The sequence below is a fragment of the Paenibacillus sp. JDR-2 genome (assembly GCF_000023585.1).
Taxonomy (GTDB): Bacteria; Bacillota; Bacilli; order Paenibacillales; family Paenibacillaceae; genus Pristimantibacillus.
This window is the reverse complement of record NC_012914.1, coordinates 750,979-767,593: the sequence shown is the minus strand read 5'-3', so window position 1 is coordinate 767,593 and position 16,615 is coordinate 750,979. Positions and strand designations below refer to the sequence as shown.

15 protein-coding genes are annotated in these 16,615 nt (G+C 50.5%); 5 read left to right on the top strand and 10 right to left on the bottom strand.

The features are described 5' to 3' along the window. From mmsA to PJDR2_RS03440, 5 genes are all read right to left on the bottom strand, one after another. Nucleotides 1-1,530 (bottom strand): multiple monosaccharide ABC transporter ATP-binding protein, encoded by a 1,530-nt coding sequence (mmsA, locus tag PJDR2_RS03460; protein ID WP_012772663.1) that lies wholly within the window; start codon nt 1,528-1,530, stop codon nt 1-3. 103 nt (nt 1,531-1,633) lie between these two features. Next, complete coding sequence (gene chvE / locus PJDR2_RS03455) at nt 1,634-2,791, bottom strand: multiple monosaccharide ABC transporter substrate-binding protein (RefSeq protein ID WP_012772662.1); 1,158 nt, start codon at nt 2,789-2,791, stop codon at nt 1,634-1,636. Between the two features lie 159 nt (nt 2,792-2,950). Continuing rightward, nucleotides 2,951-3,895 (bottom strand): hypothetical protein, encoded by a 945-nt coding sequence (locus PJDR2_RS03450; RefSeq protein ID WP_012772661.1) that lies wholly within the window; start codon nt 3,893-3,895, stop codon nt 2,951-2,953. Between the two features lie 25 nt (nt 3,896-3,920). Continuing rightward, complete coding sequence (locus PJDR2_RS03445; protein ID WP_012772660.1) at nt 3,921-4,916, bottom strand: hypothetical protein; 996 nt, start codon at nt 4,914-4,916, stop codon at nt 3,921-3,923. A gap of 9 nt (nt 4,917-4,925) precedes the next feature. Next, nucleotides 4,926-5,843 carry a helix-turn-helix transcriptional regulator gene (locus tag PJDR2_RS03440; protein ID WP_012772659.1) on the bottom strand — a complete coding sequence of 306 codons (918 nt, stop codon included), beginning with the start codon at nt 5,841-5,843 and terminating at the stop codon, nt 4,926-4,928. A gap of 443 nt (nt 5,844-6,286) precedes the next feature. Here PJDR2_RS03440 and PJDR2_RS03435 point away from each other — a divergent pair, with 443 nt between their 5' ends. The 3 genes from PJDR2_RS03435 (at nt 6,287) to PJDR2_RS03425 (ending at nt 9,979) form a co-directional block, all read left to right on the top strand. Next, nucleotides 6,287-8,086, top strand: coding sequence for a helix-turn-helix domain-containing protein (locus PJDR2_RS03435; RefSeq protein ID WP_012772658.1), 1,800 nt, complete (start codon nt 6,287-6,289; stop codon nt 8,084-8,086). 93 nt (nt 8,087-8,179) lie between these two features. Next, on the top strand, nt 8,180-9,217 hold the full coding sequence (locus tag PJDR2_RS03430) for an iron-hydroxamate ABC transporter substrate-binding protein (RefSeq protein ID WP_012772657.1): 1,038 nt from the start codon (nt 8,180-8,182) through the stop codon (nt 9,215-9,217). A 360-nt stretch (nt 9,218-9,577) separates the two neighbouring features. Further along, entirely contained in the window at nt 9,578-9,979 is a 402-nt protein-coding gene (locus PJDR2_RS03425; RefSeq protein WP_012772656.1) for a VOC family protein, read from the top strand. A gap of 40 nt (nt 9,980-10,019) precedes the next feature. Here the strand turns inward: PJDR2_RS03425 and PJDR2_RS03420 are convergent, their stop codons facing one another. Continuing rightward, nucleotides 10,020-10,859: an AraC family transcriptional regulator gene (locus PJDR2_RS03420; protein ID WP_012772655.1), complete on the bottom strand. Its 840-nt coding sequence runs from the start codon at nt 10,857-10,859 to the stop codon at nt 10,020-10,022. Nucleotides 10,860-10,984: 125 nt separating this feature from the next. On the opposite strand from PJDR2_RS03420, the gene PJDR2_RS03415 reads away from it, so the two are divergent. Both PJDR2_RS03415 and PJDR2_RS03410 read left to right on the top strand, forming a co-directional pair. Then, entirely contained in the window at nt 10,985-11,986 is a 1,002-nt protein-coding gene (locus PJDR2_RS03415) for a Gfo/Idh/MocA family protein (RefSeq protein WP_012772654.1), read from the top strand. 24 nt (nt 11,987-12,010) lie between these two features. Next, the gene (locus tag PJDR2_RS03410) at nt 12,011-12,949 is read left to right on the top strand and encodes an aldo/keto reductase (RefSeq protein WP_012772653.1); all 939 of its coding nucleotides are present in this window, start codon (nt 12,011-12,013) and stop codon (nt 12,947-12,949) included. A gap of 61 nt (nt 12,950-13,010) precedes the next feature. On the opposite strand, the gene PJDR2_RS03405 is transcribed toward PJDR2_RS03410, so the two are convergent. The 4 genes from PJDR2_RS03405 to PJDR2_RS03390 form a co-directional block, all read right to left on the bottom strand. Beyond that, a complete protein-coding gene (locus PJDR2_RS03405; RefSeq protein ID WP_012772652.1) occupies nt 13,011-13,418 on the bottom strand; it encodes a GNAT family N-acetyltransferase in 408 nt (135 codons plus the stop codon). A gap of 13 nt (nt 13,419-13,431) precedes the next feature. Beyond that, nucleotides 13,432-13,905: a GNAT family N-acetyltransferase gene (locus PJDR2_RS03400; protein WP_012772651.1), complete on the bottom strand. Its 474-nt coding sequence runs from the start codon at nt 13,903-13,905 to the stop codon at nt 13,432-13,434. Nucleotides 13,906-14,041: 136 nt separating this feature from the next. Next, entirely contained in the window at nt 14,042-15,172 is a 1,131-nt protein-coding gene (locus tag PJDR2_RS03395; protein WP_041613276.1) for a glycoside hydrolase family 88 protein, read from the bottom strand. Nucleotides 15,173-15,190: 18 nt separating this feature from the next. Then, complete coding sequence (locus tag PJDR2_RS03390) at nt 15,191-16,612, bottom strand: sulfatase (protein ID WP_012772649.1); 1,422 nt, start codon at nt 16,610-16,612, stop codon at nt 15,191-15,193. Between the last annotated feature and the right edge of the window lie 3 nt (nt 16,613-16,615).

Below are 16,615 nucleotides of genomic sequence, written 5' to 3'. Positions count from 1 at the left end.
CTACCTCCTGCTTTTCGTCATATACTTCATAAGCGTTTCCTGGCTGGCTTCGGCTCTTGGCACTTCCCCGGTAAAACGTCCTTCGTTCATGACGTAAATCCGGTCGCACATCCCGAGCAGCTCCGGCAGCTCCGAGGAGATCATCAAAATCCCTTTCCCTTGTTCAGCCAGCTGATTGATAATGGTGTAAATCTCGTATTTCGCCCCTACGTCAATGCCCCGGGTTGGTTCATCGAGAATAAGGAGGTCCGGACCGGTAAAAATCCACTTGCTTAGCACAACCTTCTGTTGGTTTCCTCCGCTCAGGTTGCCGGTTTTCTGATGGACGCTTGGCGTCTTGATGTTCAGCTTCTTGCGGAAGCCTTCCGCCTCGGTTATCTCTTTGTAATCGTCCACCACAAACCATTTGGAAATACCCCATAGGTTGGCAAGCGTTGTATTGCGTTTGATATCGTCCATCAGGATAAGCCCGTATTCCTTGCGGTCCTCGGTTACGTAAGCAATACCCTCGTCGATCGCTTTGCTGATGTCGGGCAGACGGATTTCCCGGCCGTCCTTGAACAGCTGGCCGCTGATTTTTTTTCCGTAGGATTGACCGAATATACTCATCGCAAGCTCCGTCCGTCCCGCCCCCATCAGCCCCGCAATGCCAACAATCTCGCCGCGGTTAATATGGAAGCTGACTTCGTCGATCACTTTCCGGTCCGATTGCTGCGGATGGTAGACGTTCCAGTCTTTGACCTCAAACAGGATATCTCCGATATTCGGCTCCCGCTCCGGATAACGATGCGTCAGATCGCGTCCAACCATTCCTTTAATAATCCGGTCCTCGGTAATTTGATCCTCCCGAACCCGCAGCGTCTCGATCGTCTGGCCGTCGCGCAGAATCGTAATGGAGTCGGCTACCTTCATAATTTCGTTAAGCTTGTGGGAGATGATAATGGACGTCAGCCCCTGCTCCTTGAACGCCAGCATCAAATTCAGCAGATTTTCGCTGTCCTCTTCGTTTAGCGCTGCGGTTGGTTCGTCCAGGATAAGCAGCTTTACTTCCTTCGATAAAGCTTTCGCAATCTCGACAAGCTGCTGCTTGCCTACTCCCATCGTTCCTGCAAGCGTGTTCGGGGATTCGGACAAGCCTACCGTTTTGAGCAGCTCGCGCGTCTTCACCACCGTCTCGTTCCAGTTGATAATGCCGCGGCTTGCCTGCTCGTTGCCGAGGAAAATATTTTCAGCCACGGACAGCTGCGGAATAAGCGCAAGCTCCTGGTGGATGATGACGATGCCAAGCTGCTCGCTGCTTCCGATATCTTTAAATTCGCAGGCTTTGCCCTTGAATAAAATGTCGCCTTCATAGGATCCAAACGGATATACGCCGGAGAGTACTTTCATGAGCGTCGATTTGCCCGCGCCGTTCTCTCCCATAAGCGCGTGTATTTCGCCTTCTTTTACCTTTAAGTTAACGTTCTCCAGCGCCTTTACGCCCGGAAAGGTTTTGGTGATTCCCCGCATTTCGAGCAGGATATCAGTCAAAGCTATCACCACGCCTTCAGTTGGATAAGGAATACGGAAAATGATCTAGCAACGGCTTTGGGGCCGTCGCTAAATCATTTGGCTGCCGCAATGCGTGAGTACTTTATTTCAGTTCATCTTCGGTGTAATAGCCCGAATCGACCAGTACTTGCTTGTAGTTGGCGCTGTCTACCGATACCGGCTCCAGCAGGAAGGAAGGAACGACCTTCACGCCGTTGTTGTACGTTTTCGTGTCGTTCACTTGCGCTTCTTTGCCTTCGATCACCGCTTGGGCCATGCTGACCGCTACCTTCGCAAGCTCGCGGGTATCCTTGAAGATCGTGGAGGTCTGCTCACCGGCAATGATGGATTTCACCGAAGCAACCTCGGCATCCTGGCCTGTTATGATTGGCATTGGCTTATCCGCCGTGCCGTAGCCTACCCCTTTCAGGGAGGAGATAATGCCGATACTGATACCGTCATACGGAGACAATACGGCGTTAACCGTGTCGCTTGCATAGTTCGCGCTTAGCAGGTTATCCATCCGGGATTGCGCGGTTGCACCGTCCCAACGGAGGGTTGCGACCTGCTCCATTTTCGTCTGGCCGCTCTTCACGACCAGCTTGCCGCTGTCGATGTAAGGCTGGAGAACCGACATCGCGCCGTCAAAGAAGAAGTAAGCATTGTTATCGTCCGGGGAACCGGCGAACAGTTCAATGTTAAACGGCCCTTTGCCGTCCTTCAGGCCAAGCTTATCTTCGAGGTAGGAGGCTTGCAGCACACCTACTTTGAAGTTATCGAAGGTTGCGTAGTAGCTGACATGCTCGGTATTTTTGATCAGACGGTCATAAGCGATCACTTGAATGTTCTGGTCCGCTGCTTTTTGCAGCACGTCCGTCAGGGACTCGCCGTCGATTGCGGCAATAACGAGCACTTTAACGCCCTTCGTGATCATGTTCTCGATTTGGGAAACCTGGTTCTCGATTACATCCTCCGCATACTGAAGGTCTACCGTATAACCAAGCGCTTCGAATTCCTTCTTCATATTGGCGCCGTCGCCCACCCAGCGCTCCGACGATTTGGTCGGCATGGAGATGCCGATTTTGCCTTTTTCTGTGGTTGTGCCTGCGTTTGTGCTTTCCGTGCTGTTTGCGCCGGATGTGTTGTTCGCTGCCTTTTCGCCGCCGTTGTTGCCGTTGTCTTTACTGCTGCTGTTCGCGCCGCAAGCGGCAAGGACAACGATTAATGCGGTTAACACGAAGATCGATAACATCTTTTTCATTTCTGTCTATCCCCTCTCGATTTGTGAGATGAATGAGCCGATAGACAAATCATACAAGCGGAGGCTTTTTAAATCTTTTCACTTCGTTAACTCGTTTTTATAAAAAAACAAACAAAAAAAAGACTTAAGCGGATTTATCTGCTTAAGTCTTTATAAAGTTTATCTCAAGGCGATATCGCCTTCTCGGATATCGAGCGTTTCCCGCATAAATGCCTTTATCTCCTCAATTGCCTTCTCCTCGGCTTGAGCTGCTTGCAGAAGCTCGGAGATAATCGTTTCAGTCAGGCTGTCATTAAGCACTAAGCGCTCTATCTCCCCGAAAGCTTCCGCCACGCAGGCGTACTGAACCGATGCGGCTCGAAGCGAAGGCCAATAGGTTTCCAACACGGAGAAATAGTCGCGGATATCCCTCTTGGAAGCCGCATAGCATCGCAAAGTTGCCTGCCATCCCTCATGATCATAGTCTCCGCTTTGCAGAGCTGATGCTATTGCCGCATATGCTTCTCGGCCGCAGGCATACTCCGTCTCGGGCAGGAGCGGATTATGAGTTTCCCAGCGGTATACCGCCTGCATCAGCGATTCCTTGCATATTTCCATATGGTCTAACTCAATTCTGTTCTCGAAGAGCTGGTAATACCAATAAGGCGAGATCGGATTGCCGAAAGAGTTATACGGCAAATATTCCATTTCATCGCTTCCGTTCGAGAGAATCAGGGATTGCTCTGCATTATCGTAACCAGCAACCGCAACAAATTGATTCCTCCAAATGACGGCGCCTATTCCATTGTCTATTGTCTTTTTAATCTGGGATACAGCCGCTTCCCTATAGAGCGGTAATGTAGCATCAAAGCTAAAACCCGCATTTTGCGAAGAACCAATTCCAATAAAATCCGCTGCGAGAAAATTCTCGGCTACCCAATTGTAAGCTGTCGGAGCTTCCTCCGTTAAACGCCGGTTTACGGTAAAACGGAAAGCCATAGATGTCATGCCAGCCAGCATTGCTTTTGAGCCATTTATCCATCCTTTATGATGAAGAACAGCATGCATGGCATCAATATAAGATTCTGACTCCACTGTCATTTTCAAGTCTGCGAGGATAACCATCGCTGCTCACCTCTCGTCATGTCAATCATTTAGGGGTATGAATTCCCCACCTAGGAATGACGGATCTTCGCGGATCCGGGCAACGGTCTGATATTAGGCGGAATTCGTTAACTGCATGATCCTCTAGCTGCTTTGCTTCCGTTATATAGCCAATTAAGGCATCCCATTGATTGCGATCTATTTGTCTGGAATCCATGTTATGGATAATGGCATTTCGAATCAGCGGGAGCAGCTCATTTAGCTGCTTATAGAGTCGTACAGCTTCATCTATTTCAGGCCAAAGTCCCTGCGCCTCTTGCAAATAAGAGAGAATTTCCTCCCTTGAATAGCAATAGGAATCAAGGATATAGACGGCACCGCCCTCATCGTAGTCCCCTTGCCGAAGAGCCTGAATCAAGAAGTCATAAGCAAGCTTGCCGGATGCGATATCCGTATTGGGAAGTGTTTTATAAGGAGTGTCCCAGTCATAAATGGCAAGCCGCAGCGATTCAAGGATCATCAACTCTCTTGCGATATCCACCTTCCCGCCAACCGCCTGGCAGTACCAGAACTCCGTAAAATTAAGACCTAAATTATCATACAGGACTACATGAGGTTCATCGGACCAGCCATCATTTACGAAAAATACCCGGTCCTCTTCATCGTAGCCGTCAATTACGCCAAACTCCGGAATCCAATAAATAACCCCTACCCCGTTATCGAGGCTATCCTTGACCCACTCAACGGCATCCTGCTGGTAATGGCGGAAAGTTGGATGTCTCGTCCGTCCACAATCATACACCGTATATATACCAAGGTTGTCCATACCCGGCTTATGCTCGTTTATCCATTGCCCATACGCTGACACGGATAAAGGCAGCAGTCTTTCATGGACCGTAAATTTGAAGGCCATTCCGGTAAGACCCGAAAGCCGATATTTAGGGCCCTCAAACAATCCGGCTGCGGTTAGAACTGCATAGAGACTATCGATGTAAGATTTGGATTCCCGTTTCATGTTAAGCCCCAATTGTACGCTTGGCATAGCATTCCCCTAACTGAATTCCGTCGTTGTGTCTAATCGCTGTGCGATCTGCTCACACTTATTTTGCAGCTTTTTTTTAAGCCATCTCGGAGCAATCAGCTCTTCCCATTCGGTAATAAGCAAATGCTGAAGAAAGCTGTCCGTATCATAAAAAGCAATGGTATAAATAAGCTCTTCTTGCGTTTGTATAGTAAAACCCCTCCAGCTATTGCCGCTCAAAGGGGAGCTTAGTTTAATCTTCGCCAGATATGGAGCGCGGGCCGGCTTGCTGCCTTGTTCCAAGTAGTCGAATTCATTCTTCTTGGTCTCGCATTCGGATGCCGCAACCGCTATGGAAATCTGCAAGATCCCGTCCAGTCTAAGAAGAACCGGACGTTCATCCCCCCCGTTATACACGGCAACATAATCCGCATGATAGCGGGAAACGAAGCGGATTGGGCTTACTAGCAATTGACGCTCGCCTTCTTCATCCTTGTATAGCAGGTGAACGGACTTCTTACCCGCGATAGCCTGGGAAAGCAGCTCCATCGCTTGAATCGTCCGCGGATTGGCATCGAATATCGGAAGCTTGAGTCCGTCCAGTTGATCGGAAGCCTCAAACCTGCTCAACAGATCGGCCACGCGCTTTACGGACTCGGCGTTGTCATAATTGTAGTGCCGGTATCGAAGCGCAAGATATTTCAATATTTTCTGCTCTTCTTCCGACAAATACAGATGCGGCAGAACAAACGCCTCATCCTCGTAGCAATAGCCCCGATACTTCGCCACGTATTTGAGTGGAGCGCGAAGGGACATTTCCATATACTCAATATCCCTGGCCGCTTGTCTCTTGGAAATCTCGAATTGTTTAGCTAGAAGGCTGCTATTCGGATAAAGTCCCGCACGTACTTGTTGATCGAACCATCCAATGCGATGCATATTGCTCATCCTCACACAGCCTCCTTTTGTTGTTTCTATATTATTACATCATTTTCTAGAGATGAACTGCAATCCATTTTTCTACGAGACTGCCGCGTCCACTCTCTCTTGTGTGGCATTTATACACCGTTTGCACACTTTCAATGTTTTTCCTTCCGATGTCGTCTGCGTATACAAAAGCTTAATTCTTGTTCTTCCGCATACGGGACAAGTCCCTCTGCTTCGGGAAGGAAGGTTCCACAATACGCGTCCCCGTTTTGTTTTTGCCATTGTTCGTGACCTCATTTCGTTGTGATGTGCCCATTATAGAACAGGTGGTATGACATAAAATGTCATACCACTTGAGAAGTTTTAAAAAAAATGATTCTCTTGACTCCCCCCAGCCCCTATATGGCAAACTAACATTAGTTAGTCCCTACAATAGTCCTCAACTTACAGGAGATTAAATAACTATGTTTTTGAAAAAACAGCTTGTCCGTAAGCTTGGCAAAACGTATACCTATTACCGGATTGTCACCTCCTATGTCGATGAGCAAGGACGCAGGAAGCATCGGACCGAGAAATATTTAGGCGCGTTAAGCGAAGAAGAAGCCGAACGAATCCGCCAGGAGCTGCAGACCCGGAAGGCTTACCGCCCGGCGCTTCCTGCGGATCAGTCCGAAATGACCTACACTTTTCAGTCCATCCACAAGTTCACCTACGCGCCGCGCGCGCCAAAGGAATGGAACGTAACGGACACGGATATGGTCCTGCTTGTCCGGGAAGGAGCGGCAGACATTCATACCCATGCGCGAAAATACAGTCTGCAGGCAGGCATGGCGCTTTACGCTCCAGCCGGCTGCGGCATGCACATTATTAACGGATCCGAGCAGCCGCTAGTCATGGACCGGATTACCTTTCTTGCGCTTACTCCGCTTGCTTCCGGCAGCTGGACTTACTCGCGTGGTCAAGCCCCGCTCCAGGAAGAAGGGATTATCCATCTCGCTGCCCCTGGACGCTTATTCGGCTTAGCCGATGAATTATCCGAAGCCGTCTCTTCCTCCGGACCGCATAAAACCATTCGGGCCAGTCTTGCCTTCTACCAGTGGCTGGCCGCTTTGGTAAAGCTGGAGCCCACTTCGCAGCATACGGATGCGGGAGACTGGATGGAATCATCCTTAGACTATATCCGGGATCACTATTGGGAGGATCTGACGAGAGACCGGCTTGCCTCCATGTATGGGGTTAGTCCCGAGCATTTCTCCCGCTTATTCAAGCGGGAAACGGGTTACAGCTTTACCGATTACTTATGCCGGATAAGAATCCGCAGAGCACAGGAACTCCTGCAACTGCATCCTCAGAAAATGATGAACGAGATTGCTTTTCTGACGGGCTTCCACAGCGAGCATTACTTCAGCCGCAAGTTCAAACAGATTATTGGGGCAGCCCCTTCGGTATACCGCTCACTTCCGAAGAGCTATGCCGCTTTATCCGCCTACATGACCGCATCCATGCTGACGCTAGGCGCGTTGCCGACGCTGGGTGTTCTGGAGCCTTGGATGAAGGAGCAATTCAGCGGCAGCTTGACTATGACCCTTGTTGATACTCCCATTACGGCTGATCCGGAAACCCTGGACAAGCTGGCTTCGGTAAAGCCCGATCTCATTCTTATAGACAAGCCCCAGAAGCAGGAGGAGCTTCTAAGAGCTGCGGGACCTGTCTGCGTAATTCCGGATATTGACGAGGATTGGCGTCCCCCGCTGCTGTTTCTAGCGAATGCGATCAGCAGAACAAGCGAAGCAAACGCATGGATGGCCGGATTTGAACGGCGGGTGGCCGAGGCAAGGCAGCTTCTGGCCCCGCTTCTTGCGCGGAACGAGACGGTGGCGATCTTTAAAATCGTATCCGACAAGCTGTATGCATACGGAAAATCCACCAGCATGGGCGGCCTTCTCCTGTATACAGAGCTAGGGTTAACGCCGCCTGCCATCGTGTGCGAACAGCTTATCCGTCACGAGCTGCCGAACAAGGAAGTCTCTTCGCAGGAGCTGTCCAGCTTTGCCGCCGATCATATCTTTTTATTCGATTACCGTTCCGTCTGGTATCCGGATAAGCCTGCCTCTCTCCAATCCTCTGCGTGGCAGCAGCTTGAGGCTGTAAGGCGCGGCCGGGTATATACGCCAAATCCCGATATTTTCTACGGCTATGACCCGTTATCTCTGGAGCGGCAGCTGGAAGAAGCATTACGGCTTCTCACATCACAAAAAGTCTAATTATTGGTCATCAGCGTGTATGGACGATCCCAACCGAGAATTGTTATCATTTATCTAATAATGATTATTAATATCAGAGAGGGAGATCGTCTCATGTTTCATCAACTAAAGAAAATGTCCGTCACGGCTGCCACGCTGCTGTGTATTCTGGCTCTGCTTGGCGCCTGCGGCAGCAACTCATCCAATAATTCGAATGCTGCTAGTTCGGCTGCGTCACCAACGGCTGAAAGCTCGCCTGCAGCTGATAGCAATAATACAGCAACTACGGAAGAGCAATCCGCAACGCGTATTGTCAAAACCGTTAAAGGCGACATTGAGGTTCCAACTAATCCTCAGCGAATCGTCGCAGGCTACTATCACGGCACTCTGCTCTCGCTAGGCATTCAGCCGATTGGCGCCAGCAAGGAATGGTGGATGGGAAGCCCGTTCCTGAAGGAGCAGGAAGCCAAAATCACGGATATCGGATCGCCTGCTTCGGCGGAGAAGGTACTAGCCCTGCAGCCGGATCTTATCTTAATTAACGATACCCTTGCCGAGAACTACGACGACCTGTCCAAAATCGCTCCAACCCTCTTTATCCCTTATAACTCCATCAAAAACGTCCATGATGAGGTAAAACAATTCGGTGCTTTGCTGAACCGGGAAAAAGAAGCGGCTGCATGGGAAGCGGATTACCAGGAAAAGGCCGCTAATGCGCGCGAAATGCTGAAAGATAAATTGAAGCCGGGCATGACGGCTGTTCTGATGGAGATCGACGGCGGCACCATTGCGGTTATGGGCGATAACTACGGCCGCGGCGGCGAAGTCATCTACAACGCCCTGCAGTTCAAAGCTCCGGAATGGATTCAGAAGAACGTCATCGATAACGGCGTGCAGTACCAGGAAATCTCCATGGAGAAGCTGCCGGATATCGCAAATGCCGACTACATTTTCCTGTCCACTTACACCGAAACATCGGACGCGCAGCTTAAGTCTCTTACCGAAAGCAAAATCTGGCAAGGTCTGCCTGCCGTAAAAAACGGCAATGTCATTCCGTTGGATTACAAAACCTACTTCTACTTTGACGCAAAATCCATCCTTGGCCAGATCGATACTTTGGCTCAGACGATGCTGGAGCAGACAAGCAAATAAAGTTACGAAAGGGCTGTTCCATCGTCATTTGGACGATGGAACAGCCCTTATTTCTTTTCAACGTACTCTCCTTACTCTCCGCCTTACATTGGATTTTCCCCAGTAAAATTACGGTAAAAGGAACGGTTTCAGAGGCTATGCTGGATTCCATCCAGTAAAAAGGACTTAAAAACGCCGCGTGCGTCCAAACGCGAGCATTATGCTGTACTTAATCCAATCTAGCATAAGAGACCGGACAAAAACGTCCCCTACGCTGTATGAACTCCAGTGTAGCCCTTGCCCCACGTAGAATTCGCTTTTGCCGCAAGAACTAGAGTATAGTAGGACTAGTTGAAATATATATTCCAGGAGGCTAGAGCCATGTCACAGGAGATTTGGATTAACCTGCCGGTCAAGGATGTTCAGAAATCAACCGCCTTTTTTAATCAAATTGGATTCCAAGCAACTAACGTAGGCAGCGAGAGGGCCAAGCTTACGATTGGCCAGACCACGTTCCTGCTATTCCCCGAAGCGGCGCTTGAGAAATTTTCTGGAGCGAAAGTTGCCGATACCTCCCAATATGCAGAGGTGTTGTTCTCGCTTGGCGCTAACAGCAGAGAAGAAGTTGACGAATTTATTCAAAAAGCAGAGTTTGCCGGCGGTACCATCTTCGGCAAACCAAGCGAATCGGACGGCTGGATGTACGGCGCGGGCTTTGCCGACCTGGACGGTCACCGCTGGAATCTGCTGTACATGGATGAGAGCAAAATGCCGAAAGGCTAATGAATAACGCCGGAACCTGATTAAGGTTGCCGGCGTTTTTTTACACCCCGTACAATCTCCGGTATGCCGTTGGCGTCATCCCTTCATGCTCCATAAACCGCTTGTTGAAATAGCTGACGCTAGGATAACCGGCCTCTTCCGCAATCTGCCCGATGTTATCGTCCTTCCGCTCGAGCAGCCACTGCTTTGCCGCCTGCAAGCGGCAGCGGGTAATAAAATCCATTGGCGTCATACGCGTGGCGTTCCGGAACAGCTTGCAGAAGTAATACGGCGACACTCCTACCCGCTCTGCCCATTCCTCCAAGATAAAAGGCTTCACGGCCTCCTGCTGCATTAGCGGAAGCAGCTCCATAATCCGCTCGCTTGAGGTCCCCGTCTTGTTTCCTTGCAGGGCAGACGCATGCTCGACAAAAACCGTCAACAGCATATAGGTAAGCATAGACAGCTGGGCCGGCCGCAGAATCCGGTGCGTCTCCGCTTCGCGGAGCAGCTCCTCATGCGCTTGCTCCCAAATCTGCGGCTGCCGAAGCTTCCATAGCGGACTTTTATGAAAGCCCTGCTCGATCAGATAATCCCGAAGGCCCGTACCTCCGTAGAAATGAAACCATCGCACGTCCCACGGCTCATCCTGGCTGCTGTAATAGCGCTGCTTCTGCAGCGGAAAATACAGGATGGCTTCCCCTGCCCGAAGCTCATGAACAACGCCGTCAATCTCCGCATAGCCTTTGCCGGAAACGCAGTAATGGATATTGAAATTGTTCAAGGCTCCGGCCTCGCGGGTTGTGCTGTGCTCCGGGTCAAACCGGTAATTGCCCACCGATTCAGGCATGCAAAAATACGGCATATTCGGAAGCGTGAGCAGTAGGCTTTGTCGTTTCATATCGGGCACCTCTTTATGACAATATTGTTCTAATGGTATACAAAATAATATCATTTTAATTTTAATTATCTTCTCCTATAATCGCAATATAGTCATAAATCATTCTAACGAAGCGAGGGTGAAGCATGAGTAAAAAGCTTAGATGGGGCATTCTGGGATGCGCTAATATTGCAAAAAACGCGGTAATTCCAGGCCTTCATTTATCCGATTCGAACGAAGTGGCCGCGATCGCGAGCCGCGACGGGGAGAAAGCCAGACAAACGGCTGAAGAGTTGAACATTCCTACTGCCTATGACAGCTACGAGGCGCTTCTGGCCGACAGCTCGATTGACGTTATTTATATCCCGCTGCCGAACCATCTCCATAAGGAGTGGGCCATCCGCGCAGCCGAAGCAGGCAAGCATATTTTGTGCGAGAAGCCTCTCGCTCTGAACGCGCACGAAGCGGCAGAGATGGCCGAAGCAGCCGACAAAGCAGGCGTTCTTCTGTCCGAGGCGTTTATGTATCGCTATCATCCGCGCTATCAGCAGATTAAAGAGCTGATCGCATCCGGTGCAATCGGTCAGATTCGCGGGATCCGAAGCGCGTTTACTTTCAACAACCCGAACGACTCCAAGAATGTCCGCTTCCGCAAAGCTTGGGGCGGCGGCTCCATCTATGACGTAGGCTGTTACCCGATTAACGTGGCGCGTCTTCTTCTGGATAAAGAGCCCGAAGCGGTTACGGTTAACGCCCTCTTCTCGCCGGAGCATGACGATGTCGATATGATGGCCTCAGGCTTGATTGAATTTGACGGCAACGTATCGCTTACCTTCGACTGCGGCATGTGGGCGGCGTTCCGCAATCCGCTGGAGATTCTCGGAACCGACGGTATTATCGAAGTTCCGTCCGCGTTCGTTACGCCAACGGCGGAAAGCAGCCATATCTACCTGAACGCAAACGGCGAGCGCCGCCAAATTGAGGTACCGTACGTGAATTCGTATACGGCGCAAGCGGATTCCATTGCCCGTTCCGTTGCAAACGGTACTCCTCTGGAATTCCCGACAACCGATGCCATCCGCAATATGAAGGTTATTGATGCTTGCCTTTTATCTGCCCGCGAGCATGCGAGAGTTCAATTAAAATAATGATATCCGAGGAGGCCGCTTCATATGGAATTCTTAAAGCTGCAAGGATTGGACAAACCGGTATCCCGCTTGATGAAAGGCACGGACTATTTCTACCATGACTCTTATGAAAAAGCCGCTGCCAACATGGACGCCTACTTCGCCATTGGCGGCAACTGCTTTGACTCCGCCCATATTTATTGCGGCGGACAAAGCGAGGAAGTGATCGGCCGTTACCTGAAGGAACGCGGCACCCGCGACCAATGGGTGATTCTGACCAAAGGCGCCCATCACGACCAGAATGGCCCGCGCGTCAGCCGCGAAGCGATCCGCAGCGACCTGATGACGAGCCTTGAGCGTCTCCAAGTCGATACGATCGACATGTACGGTCTTCACCGCGATGATCCAAACGTCCCTGCGGGCGAAGTCATCGAGATTCTGAACGAGCATATCAAATCCGGCGCGGTGCAAACGATTGGCGTATCCAACTGGACCTGGCAGCGCATTCAAGAGGCGAATGACTACGCGGCGGCAAAAGGCCTTGTTGGCTTCTCGTTCAGCAGCCCTAACCTCAGCCTTGCGAAAGCCAACGAGCCGTTCTGGTCTGGCTGCGTGTCCGTCGACGACGAGACTCTTGCCTGGCATGAAGCCAACCAGCTTCCGCTGTTCTCTTGGTCCTCGCAGGCCCGCGGCTTCTTTACCGGCCGTTTCACTCCGGAAGATCGCAGCAATGCCGATCTGGTCCGCGTCTTCTACAGCGACGACAACTGGGAGCGCTATGAGCGCGCGAAGCAACTGGCCGAGCAAAAGAACGTCACGCAAATCCAGATCGCGCTCGCTTACGTGCTTAACCAAGCCTTCCCGACCTGCGCCCTCATCGGCGCCCAATCGCTCGAGGAGCTCCGCTCCTGCGACGAAGGCTCGCGCATCAAGCTGACCCGCGAGGAGATGGCTTGGCTGGATCTGAGCTCGGATAAGAAGTAAATAATCGTAAAAAAGACCGCTCCTGCTAACAGGAGTGGTCTTTTTACAAGCAAATTAATGGCTAGGACCCCGGCCTCCTGACCATAAATCGCTCCGCATTACGCTTGAAGCCGAACTGCTCATATAATCCATGGGCATCCAGCGTACCGAGCAGTCCCGACAGCCCTTCGTATTGCTGCACGATCCAACCCACTAACTCCTTGCCTAAACCATGTCCCCGATGCTCTTCATCTATATAAACGTCGGCCAGATAATAGACGGTAGCCCAATCCGTTATGACCCGGGCAAAACCTACTTGCCTATCTTCATAATAAATCCCGTAGCACGTGGAGTTCTGAATCGATTTCTTGATCGTTTCCCTTGTCCGCTGGTTTGCCCAGTAACTCTTGGCCAGATAGGCTTGGATCGTATCCAAATCAAGCAGGGACTTGTCATCGCTAAACCGGTAATTGTTATAAAAATGCTCCATGTTCGATGGCCTCCTAAATGAATTTCTTTGTAAAAGTAACTCGGTCATATCCTTCTGCAAAAAAGTCTTTCTCCTCATTAACGAGATCAAATCCGATACTCTTGTAAAAATCGATCGTTCCTTGACTTCCCGGATGGCCAAGCGTATACAAAATCGCCTGCTCCTCTCCGAGCTCTCTCAGTCTATCGCAGATTCCGCCAAGCAGTGCCCGGCCAACACCTTTTCTTCCAGCACTCTGCTTAACAACAACGCCTACAATCTCGTAAAGACCATCGTCATCATTAAAAATATAACCCGAATGCCCTATCACCTCACCATTATCCTCCGCAACAAAATAATCGCTTCTGCTCCTAGAAGATGAGGCGAAATAATCCGCCCACCTTACGGGATACCTAGCAATAACAAATGACGGAAATTGCAGCGGGTACTCTTGAAAAATAGAAATAACACGATCTTGATCGTACTGTTGGAGTTGACGGATAAGCAATCGAGCACCTCCTTTTGGCATTGATATCATTACCCATATTTTACAATTAAATCTCTGTGCACTACACCCGCATCTTCTAAAATTACGCAAAAAAGCTGATAGAGGTCTTTGACCATCATCAGCTGATTTAAACGAATTATTTTTTATCCCGTTCATACCAATAACCCGGAATGCCCCGTTCCAGTCGCATCAACGCCTCCAAGTAATAATAATCTCCCCATATCATAAAATCATCGAGACCATTATTTCCTCGGACATGATAGGAACCATGCTTCAGCAACCCTTCCGACTCCTCGCCGATTGTGGCGTATTTGCTCACAAGAGAATGCATTGTTCGATCTAGCCCTTGTTTAATCCAGGCTCGGTCAGCGTCCTCCTCCGGCAGAAGGTCAAGCAGCTCCAGCATCCCGCAGGCCGTGATGGCGGAAGCCGAGCTGTCGCGGCTTGTATGGGCTTCAACAGGCGCATTGAAATCCCAATAAGCGATATAATCTTCCGGTAAATGCTCCAGGAAGTAGCTCAACACTCTTTTGGATGTCCGCAGGAAAGCAGGGTCTTTGGTATACCGGTAGGATAGCGCAAAACCGTATATCCCCCAAGCCTGCCCGCGGGTCCAGGTCGATCCATCAGAATATCCCTGATGGGTGCCTCCACCAAGCGGCTCTCCTGTTTCTCTATTGAAATAAAACGTATGATAGGACGAATCATCGCCCCGCACCAGGTATCTTCTGGACAGCTCCGCCTGTTTGTATGCCACCTCCGCATATTGCGGCTTGCCCGTCACCTCCGATGCCCAATACAACAGGGGGAGATTCATCAAGCAATCAATAATGATGCGGCCTCCGTTTTTCTCATCCTGTTCCGGTCCCCAGGCTTGCAAGAAACCTCCTTGCTCACGCCATCTTCCGAGCAAGTGGTCTGCCGCACGCAGGGCCAGCGCATAAGCGCTGCCGTCCTTTTCCACAATCCATCCGGCAAGGGCCGATAACCCGTACAAAAAGCCGATGTCGTGATGCTCCAGGCAGATTTTCTCCTCAAAGCGTCTTCTAAAATCCGCAATCTGCCGCTTAGCCTGTTCTTGAAAAAAGACATTCCGACTATATTCATAACTGAGCCAAGTCAGCCCGGTATGAAATCCTTCGATCCAATCCTCGTTGCCCGACCACTCATAACGTTGTTCGTTCGTAATATGCGGGAAAGCCCCTTGATGTTGTTCCAAATTCCGGCGAACCTTACCGATCGCATCTTCGATTGCTTCGCGCCACATCCTTGCCAACCTTCCCTTCTACTTAGATTCATTTAATTCAAAAGAGTCCTCTATACGGTCTAACCATCGTTGCAGCTCTTCTTCCAGCGCAAGCAAAATTTCCGTTTGCGGAAGTTCCTTCAATAGAAGAGGATGAAGTTGGTACGGATCCTTCTTGAGGTCGTAGAAGATGCGCTGCGTTCCTTCGCCAGGCGTATAGCCTTTATGAACCACGTAGGTATACTCCTGTGTACGAATGCCTCGCCATCCGTATTTCCGGTTATCCAGCCCCAAGGCGGAGTAACTTTCGATCGCATCTTTTCTCCCCGGGAAAGCGCAAATAAACGCCGATGAAATCTCCGTCCGCCGGTTTCCGAGAATATCGCCGGATAGATCCAATCCTTCCACGGAAGCAGGGACGGGAAGCCCTGCAAGTCCAAGCAGCGTCGGCATAATATCTATGCTGTTAAATAACATATCCGTGTCGCCCTGCTTAATCTTACCCTCCCAGTTCATTACGCAAGGGATACCAATCGATTCCTCATGCCAGGAATGCTTCGCCATTAAACCATGCGACCCCATAAGCTCGCCATGATCCGAAGAAAGGACAATTAACGTATCCTCGGAAATTCCCAACTCCTGAATTTCCCGCCAAATGCGGCCGAATTGCTCATCCATGCCGGACACCGCTGCGAAGTAATCCCTTGTATACCGGAGCAGCGCTTCTTCTCCGCTCTCAAAGGTCTCTCCGGTATGAGCTTCAAGCCGTTCCCAACGGACATTAGGGCGCAGGTTTATTTCCCGTCCTCTGTATATCTCTTTGTAGAGCTCGGGTACAAGCTCAAAAGGGCTATGAGGTGGATTCCAGGAGAGGAATAGAGCAAAGGGTTCCATATTGCCGCCGCTCCCTTTTTCCCGGATATAATCCAGCGCTACATCAGTCTCATGCTCTAGCGACCATTGTTCAATCTGCACCATCTCGGGCGAATCTCTCCAGTAGTGCGGCCTCAGATGGTGATCATAGGCACCGTAGGAATACCAGAAATCAAAGCCGTGCCGCTTCGGCCCCGGCGGAGTATAGGCATCCCACTCCCGTGCGCCGGACTCCGGCTCCGGACAATGATTCTGCTCGGGCAAGTCCAAATGCCATTTTCCGATATAACCGGTCTGATAACCTGCTCCCTTCAATACATCGCCAATGCAGATTTCATCCGGGCTTAGCATGATATCCGCTCCGTTCTTGCAGTTTGTATAGACCCCATTGGATTGCGGATACCTACCCGTCATAAGCGCTGCACGATGCGGAGAGCAAAGCGGCGTACAAGAGAGCGCATGGTTAAATACCAGACTCTCCCGCGCAAAACGGTCGATATTCGGCGTAAGCACCTGATCCTCGCCCATAAACCCGGCAGCCTGCTTGCGCCATTGATCTGCAAATATATAAACGATGTTTGGCTTCATTTT

What these genes read in the sequence shown, in the direction of transcription:
- chvE (WP_012772662.1), bottom strand. Translation starts at nt 2,791, where the DNA reads ATGAAAAAGATGTTATCGATCTTCGTGTTAACCGCATTAATCGTTGTC.
- PJDR2_RS03450 (WP_012772661.1), bottom strand. Translation starts at nt 3,895, where the DNA reads ATGGTTATCCTCGCAGACTTGAAAATGACAGTGGAGTCAGAATCTTAT.
- PJDR2_RS03445 (WP_012772660.1), bottom strand. Translation starts at nt 4,916, where the DNA reads ATGCCAAGCGTACAATTGGGGCTTAACATGAAACGGGAATCCAAATCT.
- PJDR2_RS03440 (WP_012772659.1), bottom strand. Translation starts at nt 5,843, where the DNA reads ATGAGCAATATGCATCGCATTGGATGGTTCGATCAACAAGTACGTGCG.
- PJDR2_RS03435 (WP_012772658.1), top strand. Translation starts at nt 6,287, where the DNA reads ATGTTTTTGAAAAAACAGCTTGTCCGTAAGCTTGGCAAAACGTATACC.
- PJDR2_RS03430 (WP_012772657.1), top strand. Translation starts at nt 8,180, where the DNA reads ATGTTTCATCAACTAAAGAAAATGTCCGTCACGGCTGCCACGCTGCTG.
- PJDR2_RS03425 (WP_012772656.1), top strand. Translation starts at nt 9,578, where the DNA reads ATGTCACAGGAGATTTGGATTAACCTGCCGGTCAAGGATGTTCAGAAA.
- PJDR2_RS03420 (WP_012772655.1), bottom strand. Translation starts at nt 10,859, where the DNA reads ATGAAACGACAAAGCCTACTGCTCACGCTTCCGAATATGCCGTATTTT.
- PJDR2_RS03415 (WP_012772654.1), top strand. Translation starts at nt 10,985, where the DNA reads ATGAGTAAAAAGCTTAGATGGGGCATTCTGGGATGCGCTAATATTGCA.
- PJDR2_RS03410 (WP_012772653.1), top strand. Translation starts at nt 12,011, where the DNA reads ATGGAATTCTTAAAGCTGCAAGGATTGGACAAACCGGTATCCCGCTTG.
- PJDR2_RS03405 (WP_012772652.1), bottom strand. Translation starts at nt 13,418, where the DNA reads ATGGAGCATTTTTATAACAATTACCGGTTTAGCGATGACAAGTCCCTG.
- PJDR2_RS03395 (WP_041613276.1), bottom strand. Translation starts at nt 15,172, where the DNA reads ATGTGGCGCGAAGCAATCGAAGATGCGATCGGTAAGGTTCGCCGGAAT.
- PJDR2_RS03390 (WP_012772649.1), bottom strand. Translation starts at nt 16,612, where the DNA reads ATGAAGCCAAACATCGTTTATATATTTGCAGATCAATGGCGCAAGCAG.